At 37.1% G+C, this 16,423-nt stretch carries 18 protein-coding genes and 1 other annotated feature; of the genes, 2 read left to right on the plus strand and 16 right to left on the minus strand.

Annotation, left to right across the window (positions count from 1 at the left end):
• Positions 1-374: 374 nt before the first annotated feature.
• From phoU to T323_RS25500, 10 genes are all read right to left on the minus strand, one after another.
• Positions 375-1,028, minus strand: a complete 654-nt coding sequence (gene phoU / locus T323_RS0100005; RefSeq protein ID WP_026671445.1) for a phosphate signaling complex protein PhoU — start codon at positions 1,026-1,028, stop codon at positions 375-377.
• 17 nt (positions 1,029-1,045) lie between these two features.
• Entirely contained in the window at positions 1,046-1,870 is an 825-nt protein-coding gene (gene pstB / locus T323_RS0100010) for a phosphate ABC transporter ATP-binding protein PstB (RefSeq protein WP_026671446.1), read from the minus strand.
• 27 nt (positions 1,871-1,897) lie between these two features.
• A complete protein-coding gene (pstA, locus tag T323_RS0100015; protein ID WP_026671447.1) occupies positions 1,898-2,782 on the minus strand; it encodes a phosphate ABC transporter permease PstA in 885 nt (294 codons plus the stop codon).
• A 1-nt stretch (position 2,783) separates the two neighbouring features.
• Complete coding sequence (pstC, locus tag T323_RS0100020) at positions 2,784-3,737, minus strand: phosphate ABC transporter permease subunit PstC (RefSeq protein WP_026671448.1); 954 nt, start codon at positions 3,735-3,737, stop codon at positions 2,784-2,786.
• Between the two features lie 106 nt (positions 3,738-3,843).
• The gene (locus T323_RS0100025) at positions 3,844-4,866 is read right to left on the minus strand and encodes a PstS family phosphate ABC transporter substrate-binding protein (protein ID WP_026671449.1); all 1,023 of its coding nucleotides are present in this window, start codon (positions 4,864-4,866) and stop codon (positions 3,844-3,846) included.
• A gap of 473 nt (positions 4,867-5,339) precedes the next feature.
• Entirely contained in the window at positions 5,340-6,065 is a 726-nt protein-coding gene (locus T323_RS0100030; RefSeq protein WP_026671450.1) for an MBL fold metallo-hydrolase, read from the minus strand.
• Positions 6,066-6,400: 335 nt separating this feature from the next.
• A complete protein-coding gene (gene rpmA, locus T323_RS0100040; RefSeq protein WP_026671451.1) occupies positions 6,401-6,685 on the minus strand; it encodes a 50S ribosomal protein L27 in 285 nt (94 codons plus the stop codon).
• 12 nt (positions 6,686-6,697) lie between these two features.
• On the minus strand, positions 6,698-7,030 hold the full coding sequence (locus tag T323_RS0100045; RefSeq protein ID WP_026671452.1) for a ribosomal-processing cysteine protease Prp: 333 nt from the start codon (positions 7,028-7,030) through the stop codon (positions 6,698-6,700).
• Between the two features lie 5 nt (positions 7,031-7,035).
• A complete protein-coding gene (gene rplU, locus T323_RS0100050) occupies positions 7,036-7,344 on the minus strand; it encodes a 50S ribosomal protein L21 (RefSeq protein WP_026671453.1) in 309 nt (102 codons plus the stop codon).
• 14 nt (positions 7,345-7,358) lie between these two features.
• Positions 7,359-7,434: a sequence feature (ribosomal protein L21 leader region), on the minus strand.
• A 55-nt stretch (positions 7,435-7,489) separates the two neighbouring features.
• Positions 7,490-8,998: an Rne/Rng family ribonuclease gene (locus T323_RS25500; RefSeq protein ID WP_035177133.1), complete on the minus strand. Its 1,509-nt coding sequence runs from the start codon at positions 8,996-8,998 to the stop codon at positions 7,490-7,492.
• A gap of 211 nt (positions 8,999-9,209) precedes the next feature.
• Here T323_RS25500 and T323_RS0100060 point away from each other — a divergent pair, with 211 nt between their 5' ends.
• Positions 9,210-9,578, plus strand: coding sequence for a response regulator transcription factor FixJ (locus tag T323_RS0100060; protein ID WP_026671454.1), 369 nt, complete (start codon positions 9,210-9,212; stop codon positions 9,576-9,578).
• Between the two features lie 33 nt (positions 9,579-9,611).
• On the opposite strand, the gene T323_RS0100065 is transcribed toward T323_RS0100060, so the two are convergent.
• Together T323_RS0100065 and T323_RS0100070 are read right to left on the minus strand one after the other, a co-directional pair.
• Positions 9,612-10,466 carry a M50 family metallopeptidase gene (locus T323_RS0100065; protein WP_245613668.1) on the minus strand — a complete coding sequence of 285 codons (855 nt, stop codon included), beginning with the start codon at positions 10,464-10,466 and terminating at the stop codon, positions 9,612-9,614.
• A gap of 1 nt (position 10,467) precedes the next feature.
• Positions 10,468-11,256, minus strand: coding sequence for a M23 family metallopeptidase (locus T323_RS0100070; protein ID WP_026671456.1), 789 nt, complete (start codon positions 11,254-11,256; stop codon positions 10,468-10,470).
• A gap of 111 nt (positions 11,257-11,367) precedes the next feature.
• Between T323_RS0100070 and mobA the strand changes: the two genes are divergently transcribed.
• Positions 11,368-11,970 carry a molybdenum cofactor guanylyltransferase gene (gene mobA / locus T323_RS0100075; RefSeq protein ID WP_026671457.1) on the plus strand — a complete coding sequence of 201 codons (603 nt, stop codon included), beginning with the start codon at positions 11,368-11,370 and terminating at the stop codon, positions 11,968-11,970.
• Positions 11,971-11,985: 15 nt separating this feature from the next.
• Here mobA and T323_RS0100080 read toward each other — a convergent pair whose 3' ends face one another.
• The 4 genes from T323_RS0100080 to nirD all read right to left on the minus strand — a co-directional run bounded on the left by T323_RS0100080 (position 11,986) and on the right by nirD (position 16,406).
• A complete protein-coding gene (locus T323_RS0100080; protein ID WP_026671458.1) occupies positions 11,986-12,816 on the minus strand; it encodes a pentapeptide repeat-containing protein in 831 nt (276 codons plus the stop codon).
• A gap of 280 nt (positions 12,817-13,096) precedes the next feature.
• Positions 13,097-13,735, minus strand: a complete 639-nt coding sequence (locus tag T323_RS0100090) for an MOSC domain-containing protein (protein WP_026671459.1) — start codon at positions 13,733-13,735, stop codon at positions 13,097-13,099.
• Between the two features lie 88 nt (positions 13,736-13,823).
• Positions 13,824-15,998, minus strand: a complete 2,175-nt coding sequence (nasC, locus tag T323_RS0100095) for an assimilatory nitrate reductase catalytic subunit NasC (protein ID WP_051556263.1) — start codon at positions 15,996-15,998, stop codon at positions 13,824-13,826.
• A gap of 84 nt (positions 15,999-16,082) precedes the next feature.
• Positions 16,083-16,406 carry a nitrite reductase small subunit NirD gene (gene nirD / locus T323_RS0100100; RefSeq protein ID WP_026671461.1) on the minus strand — a complete coding sequence of 108 codons (324 nt, stop codon included), beginning with the start codon at positions 16,404-16,406 and terminating at the stop codon, positions 16,083-16,085.
• Positions 16,407-16,423 lie beyond the last annotated feature (17 nt).

Genomic DNA, 16,423 nt, shown 5'->3' on the forward strand with positions numbered 1-16,423 from the left:
TGTAGATCGGTAAAAATCTTTGTCCACTCCCCAATCCCTCTCAATCCCTTCTCCCCCAAGCCTTCCCCCCACTTTTACCACACTCTTACAGGTAAAAATGTTTGTCCAGAATAGAAAAGATAAGGGGACAGGAATTAGGGTTTTGAGCGATGAAAAAAGGTAAAAATGTTTGTCCGTAGTAGAGGTAAGGATTAAGGAATTAGGGTAAATGGCTGAATGAAAAAAAGAGCCAATGTCAGTGTTATCAACACTTTCAAAGACTCCTTCATGCTTTTTCTCTACCCCTTATCCCTTTCACCTTAAAAATACTTTGGACAGAGTTTTTTACCCTTGGACAAGGTTTTTTACCTGCGGACAGAGTTTTTTTGGGGGGTTCAATTTAAATCAAAATGCTTCCCGTTTACTTCATACACTACCCATTCTGCGACATTTGTTGCATAATCAGCTATCCGTTCAATATATCTACCTAAAAATGCAAGTTGTGTTGTTTGTTCGGCTCGTAATTCTTCTGTTCCTAAGTTCATAATGTCACGTATATATTGACCGTACATTTGATCAACTTTGTCGTCTAACATCGCAATTCGCTGTGCCACTAATATATCACTAGTCATATAAGCGTTTAAAGACGTTTCTAACATATTGCAAGCAATATCAGCCATCTCTAATAAAATGTCTCTTTGGCCTGGTAAATAATTTGTATCAATTCGTTTTGAAACTTTAGCCATATCAACGGCTAAGTCACCAATCCGTTCTAAATCACTTGATATTTTTAAGGCAACGATTAATTTCCTTAAGTCTCCAGCCACAGGTTGCTGCTTGGCTATCATTAACACAACCTCATCATTGATCGCTAACTCCATTTGATTAATCTCTATATCACCCTGTATGACTTTTTCTATTTTCATAGCGTTTCCTTGTTGGAACGCTTCTATAGCAAGAGATAGAGACTGTTTAACTTGCTGACCCATCTTTTGTATTTCTTGCTTAACCTCAACTAGTTGGTGAGTGAAATTTCCTCTAATTTCCATTCGCATAATCCTTCTCTCTACCCAAAACGGCCTGTTACATAATCTTCAGTTCTTTTGTCTGCTGGATTAGAAAAGATGACATCCGTTTTATCATATTCTACCGTTTCTCCATTTAAGAAGAAGGCCGTCTTATCAGAGATTCGAGCGGCTTGTTGCATATTATGAGTGACAATAATGATTGAATAATCATTTCTTAATTGCTGGATTAATTCCTCAACTTTTAACGTTGATTTAGGATCTAACGCAGAAGTAGGTTCATCCATTAAAATGACGTCTGGTTCAATGGCAAGACAACGAGCAATACATAATCTTTGTTGTTGACCACCTGAAAGTCCATAAGCATTTTCGTTTAAACGGTCTTTTACTTCATCCCAAATATAAGCACCACGTAAGCTTTTTTCTACAATTTGATTGAGGATTTTTTTGTTTCGAATTCCATGAATTCTTGGTCCGTATGCAATATTATCATAAATAGATTTAGGGAATGGGTTTGGCTTTTGAAACACCATACCGACTTTCGTTCTTAAATCTTCGACTTGATATGATTTTCCTAAAATGTTTTCACCACGATAAGAAATATTACCGGAAATTTTAACATTTGGAATAAGCTCAACCATGCGGTTTAACGTTTTTATATAAGTAGATTTTCCACAACCTGAAGGACCAATAATTGCAGTTACTTCATTTTCATAGACCGATAGATTAATATTTTTTAAGGCCTGATCTTTGCCATACCATAAGTTTAACCCTTTTGTATCATATACAACCTTGCCTTCTGTTTGAACAGATTCCACCGTGTCTACCTTTTCATTCTTATTTTCATTCACTGAAACTAATGCCATTGTTGTTTCCTCCCCTTTAAAAATAAATTAATATCTTCGTTGAAACTTGTTTCTGATAATAATTGCAACTGAGTTCATTAAAAATAAAACAATTAATAAAACAACAATCGTTGCAGCTGCTAAATTCGCATATTCCGCTACTAACACTGAATCTATTGTCCAGTAGTAAATTTGCATTGGTAATATTGTAAATCTGTCCATAATCCCCCCAGGAAAAGGAACAAGTAAAGCTGGTATTCCAATAACAACAAGCGGAGCTGTTTCACCTATTGCACGAGATAAAGATAAAATGAGCCCTGTTAAAATACCTGGTAAAGCTGCAGGTAATACAACATTTTTTATCGTTTGCCATTTTGTTGCTCCCATAGCGTAAGACGCTTCACTTAAGTGTTGTGGAACCGAACGAAGAGCTTCTTGGCTGGCAACAACCACGATAGGAAGAACTAATAAAGACATTGTAAGTCCACCAGCAAGAACAATGTTACCTAAATCCATTGCTCGAACAAAGATAGTAAGACCTAAAATTCCAAAAACGATGGAAGGTACTCCCGCTAAATTTCGAATATTCGTTTGAATAAAAGAATGAATTTTTCCCCTTTTTGCATAAGCTTCTAAATAAATCGCTGTACCAACACCGATTAGCATCGTTACAGGAGCAACAACGGCCATTAACCAAAGAGTTCCAAGAATAGCTCCCATAATACCCGCTCTATCAGCATTGGTTGAAAGTCTACCAGTCAGAAAATCATAGTCAATCCATCCTATACTTTGAGAAAAAACTCTTGCTATTAATACTGCCAATACAATTACGCCAAATGTAGTCGATAGGAAAAATATTGTTTTTGCAATATTATTTCGTAGTAATCGTGTATTCATTTTTTTCTGGACTTGCACACTGTCTACATATTTCATTTTAATATTCCTCCCTAAATCTACGAGAAATATATTGAGCTAGTAAATTCATGACGAGAGTAAAAACAAATAATGTCATAGCAACAGCATATAAGCTGTAATATATAGTCGAACCAGCAGGAGCATCTCCCCCGGTGACTTCAACAATATATGCAGTCATCGTTTGCATAGATTGTGTAATATCAAAAGTAAAGTTTTTCGTACTACCACTAGCAATTGTTACGATCATTGTTTCACCAATTGCCCGTGATATTCCAAGTACAAAAGAAGCAATAATTCCAGACATAGCAGCAGGTATAATAACCTTTCCTGTTACCTCTAGTTTTGTTGAGCCTAAAGCTAACGCTCCTTCTCGCATTGAATTCGGTACCGAACTCATTGCATCTTCAGATAAAGACGCTACCATAGGAATAATCATAATACCCATTACAATTCCCGGGCTTAATATATTTGTAGCCTCTAACCCTGGGATAAACTGTCGTAATAATGGTGTTACAAATGTGAATGCAAAAAAACCATAAACAATCGTTGGGATTCCTGCTAGCACTTCTAAAATCGGCTTTAATAAACGTCGAACTTTGTCTGATGCGTATTCACTAAGAAATATCGCAGTCATTAATCCTATCGGAATCGCAACTACCATTGCAATTAATGATGATAGTATCGTTCCCATTAGTAACGGTAACACTCCAAACTGCGGCTCTTGACTTAAAGGTTTTAATACTGTACCCGTATAGAAGTCTAAAATCGGCACTCTTTGAAAAAATTCAATTGTTTCAGTAAATAATGTATATAAAATTCCGACTGTAGTTAAAACAGATATTGTTGCGATAAACAATAATACTTTTGGGATAATTTTTTCGATAATTGCGTTAATGCTTCTGGAACTTTTATTTTTCGAAACCATTTCGCGAACGTTTAACGTATTCCCCTTATTTTCAATGCCCTTTTCCATAAAATGGACCCCTTTCAGACCTTGTAACATTTTTCAATTAAATAAGTGAAAATGAACAGAAGATGAGAACTTAACGGAACAGCTCTCATCTTCACATTTATTTGTTTTACTTTAATCCTTCTAAAAATTGAACATTTTCTTGAATTTCTGCATCTGGTAATGGAGCAAATCCAGTTTCACCAGCAAAAGTATTTACATTGTTAACCGCATATAATGCAAAATCTAAAACTTGAGGCTTTTCTTTTGCCATACCAACATTTAAATATGTGAATACTGGACGAGTAAATGGAGCGTAATCAGCATCTTCACCAATTGTTTCTAATGTTGGCTCAACTGCACCTTCACCGAAATCTACATGAACAGCTTGTAATTTATCTGTGTTGTTAACATAGTAACCAAATCCGAAAAATGCGATTCCATTTTTATCTTCTGAAACTAAGTTTACTAGAGTGGAATATTCTTGTTGAAGATTTACTGTATCAACTAAATCTTCTTTTTCTAGAATCTTTTCATAGAAAAATTCGTATGTTCCATGGTTTTCATTTGGTCCCATTGGTTTGATTTCCTCGTCTGGAAACTCCGGACGAATATCAGACCATTTTGTAACTCCACCATCATGTTTGAAAATACTAATTAATTCTTCTTTTGTTAATTCAGTAGCCCAATCATTTTCTTTGTTAATAACAAAAGTTAAACCATCTAAAGCTACTTTAATTTCTTTAACGTCTAAACCAAGCGCATCTACTTCCGCTTGTTCTTCTTCCTTTATAGTACGAGAAGCATTGTTAAAATCTGTTCCGTTTTCAACTAGGAATTTACCGAAACCAGCACTTGTACCTGCACGACTTACTTCTACTGATACATTTTGTTGTTCTGTAGCCATGTACTCGTCAGCAATTGCTGCCATTAATGGGAATACAGTTCCCGAACCATCGATTACAACACTACCTTCTAAATCCCCTGTTGCTTCTTCAGCAGGCTCTTCTTCTGTTGCATCATCCGTTTTTTCTGTTTGTTCAGTGTCAGTGTCACCAGTTGTGTCACTATTTACTGGCTCATCTCCAGAACCACACGCTGCTAAAAATGCCATCAATGCTGCCATTACTAATAACAATAAAAGCTTCTTCACTTAATTGTCCTCCCTTTTCTACGAGAAAAATGATATTGTGTAGAGTGGTTTTTTGTCAGTTATTGTCCCTCTCACAATTGCTAGTATAGTAGGCGAATATTAAGGTGGTGTGTTGCGTTTGTAAATATTTTGTAAACAAGTCTTTAATAACATTAAGAGTGTAACAGTTCAACGTAATAATTGAACCCTTTTTGTAATCGCTTTCTACAAATAAAACCTTTATACTACGAGATTTGAACATTTATTATTTCTTTTTCCGATTGTAAATATATTGAATTTATACATTTATTTCTCACTAAAAAAAATAAAGTATATCTATCAATTAACGGACGTATTAAAAGTAATCATATGGGGGTTAACTCTTTAGAGGGGAGGGCTCCAACTTTGGACAACTGTCCATTACTCGTTGCTAGAAGTGATGATAAAAGTAGAAACAGCTGTCCAAACGAAAGAGTGATTTTCGATTTGTTATATTAAGTAAAGGACCAACCTTTAGATGCTAACTCAACTTGTCCATCATAACTTTCTTTCACTTCAGTAAGTAACGAAGCTCGCTCACCAAAATGTGGTAAATGGGTAAGCAATACATGTTTTGCTCTTGCTGTTTTTGCAAGTATGCCAACATCTTGACTATTCATGTGTCCACCAACTGTTTCTTGATTTTTATAAAAACTACACTCAGTAATTAACAAATCACACTCTTGTGCAAATGAAGCGAGCCCGGAGAAATAACTTGTATCTGCTGTATACACGAATTCTTTTTTCCCGTTCGTAATCCTCATCGCATAACAAGGAGCCGGATGGTTTGTCTTCAAAAAGGAGATGGAAAACGGACCTATTTGTAAAGGTGTGTTTGATTCGTAAGCGATTGCTTTGACATATGGTTCATACGCTAATGTATCAAAACGTTTATCGTCCTTATGACCATAAATGAACAGCGGTATAGAAGCTCGACCAAGCTTTGTTTCAATTAACCTTGCATAATGCAGAACACCGATGTCGGCAATATGGTCTTGGTGGTAATGAGAAACAACGACAGCATTTAACTTTTGAAGAGGACAATATCGTTGAAGATGACTTAATACACCACTGCCACAATCAAGCAAAAGAGAAAAGTCATCTTGTTGAATTAAATAACCTGATGTTGCTCCCTCTCGTTCCGGATAACCATGCCAGCAACCAATCACGGTAAGTTTCATATATGTACCTTCTTTCTTCTTGAAATCATGCTGCACAAGTTACATGACAAGCGAGAGTAGATGCCGTAACGGACATCTGTTCCGCTATTCTATCATTTTTCATATAAAATCCAATTCGTTCGGACATCTGTTCCATTATATCAGCGAAAAGAAAGGATATTTTTGAAAAGATGGCAAAATAGAGGAACATATGTCCGAACACCTTTGAAAAAAGCTCGTTTTCACGTAAATAACGGAACAGGTATCCGCTAAGCTCGAGACAAACTCCACTTTCCGCATTTCGCGCCTTTTAAACATAAAAAATACCCTTGCCCAATGGACAAGAGTATTATTTCTTATTGTGCAGCAGGATATACACTTACTTGTTTGCGGTCGCGACCAACGCGTTCAAACTTAACAACGCCGTCTACTTTCGCAAATAAAGTGTCATCTCCACCTTTACCTACGTTCACTCCAGGATAAATACGAGTACCACGTTGACGAACAAGGATTGAACCACCTGTTACCGTTTGGCCATCCGCACGTTTTGTACCAAGACGTTTCGAAATCGAATCACGTCCGTTTTTCGTACTACCTACCCCTTTTTTCGAAGCGAAAAATTGAAGGTTCATTTTTAGCATGAGATTCACCTCCTATAATTCTGTAATTGTAATATGTTCACCATATTCTTCTTCCATCGATCGAAGAGCAACAACCATACCTTCTAGTAAAAGTTGTACTTTCTCATACGTCTTCTCATGTAACTGAGTGGGGACGATACAGCGGAGAAAGCCACCATCATCTTTCATCTCGACTTCAAGCTCTGTGTTCAATAAGGTAGCAATCGCATTGACTGCTCCAAATGTAACCGCAGAAGCTCCAGCACAAACGATGTCAGATCCATAAGGTCCAGCATTTGCATGCCCTTCCATTGAAAAAGAAGCAATTTCTTTTGTATCAAGTCGTTTTACTTGAACAATAATCATCGTGATTAGCCGTTAATCTTCTCGATAACAACTTTAGTATAAGGTTGACGATGACCTTGCTTACGACGGTAGTTTTTCTTTGCTTTCATTTTGTAAACGATGATTTTTTTCGCACGACCTTGTTTTTCAACTTTCGCCGTTACTGTTGCTCCTTCAACATATGGAGCTCCAACTTTCACATCGTTTCCACCAACTAGAAGAACTTTATCGAAGTTCACTTGGTCGCCTTCATTTGCATCCAATTTTTCGATGTAGATTTCTTGTCCTTCTTCAACTTTAACTTGTTTCCCACCAGTTTCAATAATTGCGTACATTCTCTGCACCTCCTCAGTATACTCAGACTCGCCAAATGCTAGGTAAGACAAACGTCTTTTTAAACCCGCTTTGTGCGGTTGTAGTTCTTTGGGAGATATCCAAACAACTAACAAAAGACATCATACCATATTTTTAAAATCCCTGTCAATGCTTATTGTACATGAGGTTGAGCGCTTTTTCTTTTACTTCTTCATTCGTCCCCATATGCCGAATCGCAAAATCATGTTCTCCCATTTTATCATTTGGCACTAAATGAATCTGATACCCTAATGACTGCTCTAGCCAAAGAAGATGCTCATTTTTTTCTCCACGAATGACGCGATCCACTTGTGGTGGTAATTCCACTAACATCGCTTCCTCATCCATGTTCCGATATTCAAACAATGTCCGCTCAATACGATAAGCCTGGGCTTCATTGGATAAAACCGTCCCCTTCCCTGCACAAGTAGGACATGGCTTTGATAAGCTATCATGCAAGTTTTGTCTGATTTTTTTCCTTGTCATTTCTACTAACCCAAGACCTGTTAGCCCCATCACATTTGTTTTCGTTCGATCTTGCTGTAACGCTTTTGTAAACGCATGTAACACCTGTCTCTTATCATCCTCATCACGCATATCGATAAAATCAATGATGATAATACCAGAAATATCTCGAAGTCGCAGTTGCCGCGCAATTTCTTTTGCTGCTTCGATATTTGTCCGTCTTACCGTATCTTGCAAATTGCTTTTGCCCGTAAACTTACCTGTATTCACATCAATGACCGTTAATGCTTCTGTTTGGTCAATCATAATATAAGCTCCATTTTTTAACCATACTTGACGACGCAATGCTTTTTCTAGCTCTTTTTCAATCCCATATTTTGAGAAAATATTTTCTTTTTCCCGGTAATAAACCAATTCTGTTTCGAGATGACGGTAAGGTTCTAGCAATTCTTTTAATCGTTCATAATCTTTTTTACTATCAATGATAATTTCTGAAACATCGTCAAAGGAAAAGTCTCTTACAATACGCTCGAGTAATCCAGTATCTTGATGAATTAATGCTGGTGGTGGAAGCGTCTTTCCTTCTTTCCAAATGTCTAGCCAAAACTTCCGTAAAAATTGAAGGTCTTCATTAATCGTTTCTTCATTAAGACCTTCACAAACGGTGCGAATAATCATTCCTTCTTGGCCTTCTAAGAGAGAGTCACCTATTTTCCGGAGACGCTCCCGTTCTTCTTCTGATTTCATCCTTCTTGACACGCCTACATATCCACCTTGTGGCATATACACAATATATCGACCTGGAAAAGAAACCACTCCAGTTAATCTCGGGCCTTTCGTACCAAAACCTTCCTTTGTGACTTGAACAAGTAATTCTTCCCCTTTAGAAACAAACTCAGAAATACTTTTCTTTTTTTTCACTTCTTCTTCCTCTTCTGATAAATGGAAAGAAAGAAGGTCATCCCGGTAAAGAAACCCATTTTTATCACGCCCTATATTAACAAATGCAGCCTGCATACCAGGCAATACATTGACAACTCTTCCTTTATACACATTCGCTACTACACGATCTTCAACTGACCGTTCAATTAATAGTTCCACGACCCGATCATGTTCCAAAATCGCTGCTCTTCGTTCAGTAGTCGCCATATTAAAAACTATTCTTTTCAAAATCTTATCTCACCGCTTTCAACACTCTATTCCTCCATCATACCATGAACTTGTCTTTATTTTACGCAAAACATGGTGATACCAAACGATTTTCTTTTGACTTTATCCGACTTTTTTCCTTTTTTTAACCAAATTCCGACAAAATAAATTGATAATTTCTCAACAAAACGTTAATATTATCTTAACGAAACTTAATACTTTGGGGGTATTTATGAGCACAGAGCCATGTGTTTACGTTATTGAAGAAGAACCTGCCCATTCAATGCTATTATCCTATCATATAGAAAAACTAGGATTTACAGTGAAGCAGTTTGAATCGGCTACTGCGTTTTTTAGTTCTTCGCCATCAGCTGTTCATTATGTGATTGCTAGTGATAATCTTTCTGATATGGACAATCTTACTTTTTGTACAAAAATAAAAGATACATACCAGAAAGCGCAATTATTAATTACGACCACAAGCACAAAAGGGAAAACCTGTACAAGCTGCCAAGATATTAATCATATTTATAAGCCTTTTTCTATCCAAACATTATATGAAGTTATTAGTAACACATTTAAAATCCCCGTTACGAAATAAAAACGTTGCCTACACAAGTAAGCAACGTTTCTTTTATCCAAATTTAATAATGTCTTTTAATGAATGGTGAAGCTTATTTTCATGAAAATAAGCTTGTAATACTTCGGATTCTTTAATGACTTTCCGCTCATCATTTTCCCCTTTTATGACTATAAAATGGTCGTGGCCTCTTCGAAACATCTTTACGACATCTCGAACCGATACAGAGTATGGGACGGAAAGATGTTGCTGTCTCGCACCTGTTATTTTTCCATTTAATCGGTCAAGCAAAAACCTCATAAAAACAAAATGCCGTTGTTTCCACTCTAAATAATTCGAAATACATAAGAAAGATAAGACAACCCATAAATTTAAATGAAACGGGACATTGACATAGCTAATAATCGCAACGACACAAAGAATAAATACAGAGCTATATATAGCTAGTTTTTGCGCTTGTTCAAAAGGAAAATAATAGGAAATAACTAAATTTAATAATCGACCACCATCTAGTGGCCAAATCGGCAATAAATTAAAACAAGCAATCATCACATTATGCGTGACGAACATCTCGTGATCCCCGACTGTCCAAAAATCAAATTGAACAAGAAAAAAAGAAACTGCGATTAACCATACATGCTGAAGCGGACCCGCAATTATAACAAAAAACTCTTCTTTAAAAGGACGATTACTACTCTCATTCATTTCTGCTACTCCACCAAATGGTAACAGTTCAATTTTTTGAATTTTCCATTTAAAATAGTGAGCCGTGCCGGCATGTCCTAACTCATGAATAAGGACAATAAGAAATACCATGAGAACTTCACGAAAATACCCCGTTATAATTCCGATTCCTAGAACAAACCAGAAAAATGGACTTATCTTTATTTTTTTTACTAGCCCAATCACATCAGTCAAACGATATCACGTCAATGGGGTCAATATACTTATCTCCTTGCTTTAAGGCAAAATAATAAATTCCTTTTTCTGCTTGTTCATTGCTCGATACCTTCCCAATTTCACTTCCTGATGTCACCGTATCATATAATTGGACATCGACATCACTTAACATTCCGTACCATGATTCTCCTTCATCATCGTAATGCCTAATCCCAATTGTTTTTCCTAAGTTGTCTTCTTCACCAACAAAAATGACGACACCTGACTTAACAGCTTCTACCTTTTTATCTTTCCCTGTTTCGACTAAAATGCCTCGTCCATTTTGTTGAAAGCTTTCGGTCACAACACCCGAAGCAGGGACTGCATAGGCTAATTGGGGTGTTTCTTCAACATCATGTAAGGCCATATCGTTTTCATACGGCAGTAGTGCAAGCGGTCTGCCAAACTGATTTTCATACCAATTGGCAATTGCTGAAAATTGAAGTTCTTGTTCATACGAATTTTGTATAAAGGTTCTTGCTCCATCTAATGCTTGAGACTGGTTGCTAAATAAAATAGCAGTTCCTAAAAATAATAGAACAGCAATCATCGAGCGCAGCATAAACCATTCTTTATTAAATAATCTTTCTTGTTTATCCTCTTGCTTTTCCTGATACACATAAAAATCCGGTTCATCCCGTGCTTCATCATGCCTGTCATAGATTAATGGTGCTGAACGTTCTTTTCGTTTAACATTACCATGAGCATCTCTTCTCCTATTTTCTATTTTCCTTCTTACTTTTTCCAATCGTTTATCCATCTCTTCCCCCATCCTTTTACAAAAAGTCACGTTTGTTGATTAATAGATCATATGACTTGTCCTCTTATGTTATGCCATATTAAGATAGAGAAAAGTAAAGGAGGAGAAAAAATGAATGAAAGCGTAACAGGAATTGTATTAGCTGGAGGGCGTTCTACAAGATTCGGACAGCCCAAAGCGCTTGAATTATATAAAGGGAAACCTTTTTATCAATATTCTATCGACGCCATCTCTCCTTTTTGTTCAAACATTGTCATTATCGCGCACCCTGAAATTAAAGAAAAAATAGAAACTTCTGCTTCTAATTTTGTCATATGTGATGATAAACAGTATCAAGGAAACGGTCCCTTAGCAGGAATATGGACAGGCATGCAAAAAAAGAGCGCCTGGTACATGGTCGCTCCTTGTGACACCCCTTTGCTTGATTCTACGATTTATAAAACACTTTGTTCTATCGTTGCCAGTAACGAAGAACTTGATGCGATCATACCGGTAATTAAAGAAATAAGACAACCACTCATCGGCATGTATAATCGACGTTGCCTCCCTTTTATCGAACAATTATTACAACAACAAATATATAAAGTCGGAGCTTTATTACAACGAGTGTCTGTCCTTACAGTTTCTGAGGAGGCATTTTTAGAAGATGATGCATTTATGAACATCAATACGAAAGCTCAATTTGAACGATTATTGAACAAAAGAAACGAGTGAATGAATTGGGCTCCATTATTTCCAATGTGGCGGGCGAGATAAGGAACTTGGGAGCTTTGTTTCGCGATCACCTATCGCTGCATTCACTTGGACTTGTGTTAAAAACAAACTTCCCCTTAAATCAGCTCCACAAATATTAGTATCGCGAAAATCAGCTCCAATTAAATCAGCTTCGCGTAAATTCGCTTTTTGTAAATTGGCTGCTATAAAAAGTGCACCACGTAAATTGAGACCTTGTAAATTCGCTTTTTGTAAGTTGGCCCCTATGAAATCTCGCCGTTTTTCAATACGAGACATGTTTTTTGGGGAAACTTGTTTTCTTGCTTTTTCACGAATTAGAACACTCGCTTCAAGTAGCAATGGATTTACCTTTTTTCTATGGGCACTAATATCAAAATCTAGTAACTGCAATCCTGGTAGATTGCTAATTTGTTCTGTCTTTTCAAGCATAGTTTTTAGCTGTGAAAAAAGTAAATAGGCTTCTTTATGAGCTAGCGCTTCTTGTAAGTAGGCGAGCATTTCATGAAGTTGATGCATAATCGGAAAGACTTGAAACATTTCTTTTGCAATAGCCGGGTTATCTTGCCATGTTATATTTGCATATGTTTGTTGTGATACTTTTTGCCCTGCACCAAAACATTCAAACACCGTACAGCCTTTAAATTGTTTCTCTCTTAAAGTAGAATGAATGTCACAGCGATAATCAGTTTGTAAATGAGAACAAGGAACTCCACTGTCTTTATCAATGGGAAAATCGGCTGATTTCGCATATGGTAAAGCAACACAGCATAGGCCAAAGCATTGTTCACAATCAGCTTGTAACGGATTTGCGAAGCGTGTTGACATTTGATCAATCCTTTGTACATTTTTTTATGTAATCCATACTCTTACGGACATCTGTTCCGTTATTCATGTTAAAAATAGCTGTTTTCAAAAGCTTTCGGACATTCGTTCCGTTATTTGCAAATATAAGGTGAAATTTTTAAGATGGAGGTAGAAATAACGGAACAGATGTCCGTTCAGGTGAAAAAACAACGGAAATTACTATGCATAGCGGAACCTATGTCCGTTGCAGTTTTCCCAAGCTTTTTTAAGTGATGCATTAACCGATTACACTCAGATTCATTTACTGATTTATTCGTTTCTTAAATTGTTTTTTCCAGCTTTCAGACAATTCGTTGACTTCAATAATTTCCTTTATCGCCTCTTTATTCGGATGAGCACCATACATAAGTTCATTAGCTTGTTCAAGTGTTGGATATGTTAGGTTTGTTTCCACCCGCTCAAAAGAATGATTTATTGTGAATGTTCCTTCTTGTAACACGCGAAAATAAAATCCTGTATATCCTGTTTCACGAACCCATACAGGCATTTTTGGTTGTTCATGTTTTAACCCTAATTTAAAACATGGCTGTCGTGGTTGACTAACTTGGAGGAGAACATCATTTACTTTAAAAATGTCTCCGATGCGAATTTCTTTTTCAGTTGTCCCTTGTAATGTGATATTTTCACCAAAGGCAGAAAATGATAATGACTTGTCCAACTTTTCTTCCCAAAAGGAGTAATGCTCAAAAAAATAAGCACATATCGCCTTATCTGGTCCCCCATGGTTCTTCAAATCGGCTTGGGCATCCCCTTCAATTCCTAACAACGAGACATTCGCACTCGAAATCGTTGATTTTTCGATGGCAGAAGAGGCTACTTTATCGTTTTGTTTTAACGACTTAACATCCCCGATTGCAATCGCTTTTATCGCTACATTCATTTCGTTCACCTCTTCTTCTCTTTTTTCATTTTTCAAACAGAAAAAAGAGTACACTTTTGTAAAGTATACCCTTTTTTCTGTGTAAATTCTATCCAGTTAGCACTTTATACTTTTTCTCTTCTTCCTTTTGTTGCTGATGAACAGGACGTATGGCAACTGCACTTACTTTAAATTCAGGCATACGACAGACAGGATCTAAAGCAGGGCTTGTGACACGGTTAATCGATTGAATGTCTCCCCAATGAAATGGCACGAAAATCGTATCTTCTCGTATCCCTTCAGAATAACGACTTTTCACAATCGCTGTTCCACGTACTGACTCGATTCGGATTAGCTTTCCTTCTTCAATTCCATATTTCTTCGCTGTATTCGGATGGATTTCTACAAACGCATCAAGACTCCGCTGGAGGAGATCTTGACTTCTTCTCGTTTGAACACCTGTCAAATAATGCTCCATAACCCGTCCAGTTGTTAATACTAACGGATATTTTTTTGAAGGGGCTTCTTTTGGATATTGGAACTCTAGATTTGTGAATGAGGCTAAGGAATCTGTTGTCATAAACGAAGATTCAAATAAACGTTTTGTTCCATTGTCCTCTTCTTTTGGACATGGCCAAAACACACCTTTTTCTTCTTTAATTCGCTCATAGGTGATGCCGTAATAATCGGCGACACCGCCTTTACTTGCTAGACGAAGTTCATTAAAAATATCTTCTGCAGACTTATAAGAAAACCATTTTTCTTTTCCTAATGCCCTCCCGAGTTCACATAAAATAGTCCAATCATGTTTAACGTCTTGTGGTGCTTTTCGTTCGGCTTCACGGAAAACAACACGTCCTTCTAAATTTGTCATCGTACCTTCATCTTCTAAATAAGATGTGCACGGTAAAATAATATCAGCCATTTTTGCTGTTTCAGAAATAAACATATCTACGACAACTAAAAAGTCTAACTTCTCCAGTGCCTTTTGGACAAATAAGCTGTTTGGAGTAGAAACGATCGGATTGGATGCCATAACAAATAACGCTTTAATTTCTTCTTCATCAATCTTCTCCATCATTTCATACGCAGAAACGCCTTTACGTGGTAATTCAGATTCATCAACTTCCCATACTGAAGCAATATATTTACGATGTTCATCGTTTTCAATCGAACGATATCCTGGAAGCTGGTCTGCTTTTTGTCCGTGCTCTCTTCCACCTTGCCCGTTTCCTTGCCCTGTAATCGCACCATAACCACAGGCATGCTTTCCAATTTTCCCTGTCACTAACACAAGGTTTAAAAATTGTCGCACATTTTGGTGGCCGCTTGCATGTTGCTCCACACCTCGTGCGGTAAAGACCATCCCAGTTTCTGCTTTTCCATACTCTCTTGCAGCTTTTTCGATATCAGCTTGGGATATGCCAGTTTCTTTTTCAATCATAGCTAACGATACGGTTTTGATTTGCTCTTTCACTTCAGCAAATCCTTTTGTTCGTTCCTGAACAAATGAATGATCAACAAAATCTTCCTCAATAATCACTTTTAACATTCCAATGACGACATTGGCATCCATCCCTGGTTTCACTTTCAAATGCAAATCAGCTAGTTTCGTCGTCGCTGTTTCGCGAGGATCAATGGCGATAATGAAAGCACCATTCTTTTTCGCCTTTCGGAAATACGGCATCATCGTCGGCTGACATTCAGCTATATTCGTTCCTGCTAAAATAATACATTTAGCGTCAGCAATTTCCGATAACCCATTTGTTATCCCACGATCTATTCCAAACACAGCCACTTGTGCAGAAGCCGCAGCACTCATGCAAAACCGACCATTATAATCAATATATTTTGTCCCTAGTCCAACTCTAGCAAATTTTCCTAATAAGTAGGCTTCTTCATTTGTTAAAGAGCCACCACCATAAACCCCAATCGAATCCTTTCCATATTCCTCTTGCAAGTCTCGCCACTTTTCCGCTATGACTTCTAACGCAAGCTCCCACGAAACACTAACAAACTCTCCATCAATATTCACAACAGGTGTTTTTAATCGTTCCCCATTAATAACATGCTGATGAGCAAAGAGACCTTTCATACATAATCTTCCTTCTGAAGTGGGGTCTTGTTTATTCGGCTTTGCCTTAAAACGATTACGTTTCACGATTCGTTCTTCAATGAGTTCCATTGAGCATTGCATACTACAATAAGGACAGCGTGCCTGTAAAATCGCTTCTGAGCTTTCTTTCATTTGCTTTTCTCTGAAATATTTAATGAGATCGCTCATCAAGAAACCTCCTTTCCTATTCTGTGTTTCTTGCTCGTTCGTAGGAAGAGACAAGGTAAGCTGTTCTTACCTTGTCTTATCTTCTTATATTGTAATAAATACATCCTCGGCTTCGACAGTTACTTGATATGTCTTCACACAGCCGTCATCAGGTTTTTGGACTTCACCACTATCTAAATCGATTTTCCAATCATGAAGTGGACAAAACACATGCTCTCCACTGACAATCCCTTGAGATAACGGGCCATTTTTGTGTGGACAACGATTTTCTACTGCACGCATTTTCCCATTAGATAAACGGAAAATCGCAATATGATGTTCGCCAATTATAACTTCTTTCCCAACCTTTACTGGATAATCTGTCACTTTCCCAATGTTCACTTTTTTAGCTTCTTTCGTTGTGTTCATACACATAACCCCCTTAA

This window comes from Alkalihalobacillus bogoriensis ATCC BAA-922, assembly GCF_000621445.1.
Lineage (GTDB): Bacteria > Bacillota > Bacilli > Bacillales > Bacillaceae_F > Bacillus_AO > Bacillus_AO bogoriense.

What these genes read in the sequence shown, in the direction of transcription:
- phoU (WP_026671445.1), bottom strand. Translation starts at nt 1,028, where the DNA reads ATGGAAATTAGAGGAAATTTCACTCACCAACTAGTTGAGGTTAAGCAA.
- pstB (WP_026671446.1), bottom strand. Translation starts at nt 1,870, where the DNA reads ATGGCATTAGTTTCAGTGAATGAAAATAAGAATGAAAAGGTAGACACG.
- pstA (WP_026671447.1), bottom strand. Translation starts at nt 2,782, where the DNA reads ATGAAATATGTAGACAGTGTGCAAGTCCAGAAAAAAATGAATACACGA.
- pstC (WP_026671448.1), bottom strand. Translation starts at nt 3,737, where the DNA reads ATGGAAAAGGGCATTGAAAATAAGGGGAATACGTTAAACGTTCGCGAA.
- T323_RS0100030 (WP_026671450.1), bottom strand. Translation starts at nt 6,065, where the DNA reads ATGAAACTTACCGTGATTGGTTGCTGGCATGGTTATCCGGAACGAGAG.
- rpmA (WP_026671451.1), bottom strand. Translation starts at nt 6,685, where the DNA reads ATGCTAAAAATGAACCTTCAATTTTTCGCTTCGAAAAAAGGGGTAGGT.
- T323_RS0100045 (WP_026671452.1), bottom strand. Translation starts at nt 7,030, where the DNA reads ATGATTATTGTTCAAGTAAAACGACTTGATACAAAAGAAATTGCTTCT.
- rplU (WP_026671453.1), bottom strand. Translation starts at nt 7,344, where the DNA reads ATGTACGCAATTATTGAAACTGGTGGGAAACAAGTTAAAGTTGAAGAA.
- T323_RS0100060 (WP_026671454.1), top strand. Translation starts at nt 9,210, where the DNA reads ATGAGCACAGAGCCATGTGTTTACGTTATTGAAGAAGAACCTGCCCAT.
- T323_RS0100070 (WP_026671456.1), bottom strand. Translation starts at nt 11,256, where the DNA reads ATGGATAAACGATTGGAAAAAGTAAGAAGGAAAATAGAAAATAGGAGA.
- mobA (WP_026671457.1), top strand. Translation starts at nt 11,368, where the DNA reads ATGAATGAAAGCGTAACAGGAATTGTATTAGCTGGAGGGCGTTCTACA.
- T323_RS0100080 (WP_026671458.1), bottom strand. Translation starts at nt 12,816, where the DNA reads ATGTCAACACGCTTCGCAAATCCGTTACAAGCTGATTGTGAACAATGC.
- T323_RS0100090 (WP_026671459.1), bottom strand. Translation starts at nt 13,735, where the DNA reads ATGAATGTAGCGATAAAAGCGATTGCAATCGGGGATGTTAAGTCGTTA.
- nasC (WP_051556263.1), bottom strand. Translation starts at nt 15,998, where the DNA reads ATGAGCGATCTCATTAAATATTTCAGAGAAAAGCAAATGAAAGAAAGC.
- nirD (WP_026671461.1), bottom strand. Translation starts at nt 16,406, where the DNA reads ATGAACACAACGAAAGAAGCTAAAAAAGTGAACATTGGGAAAGTGACA.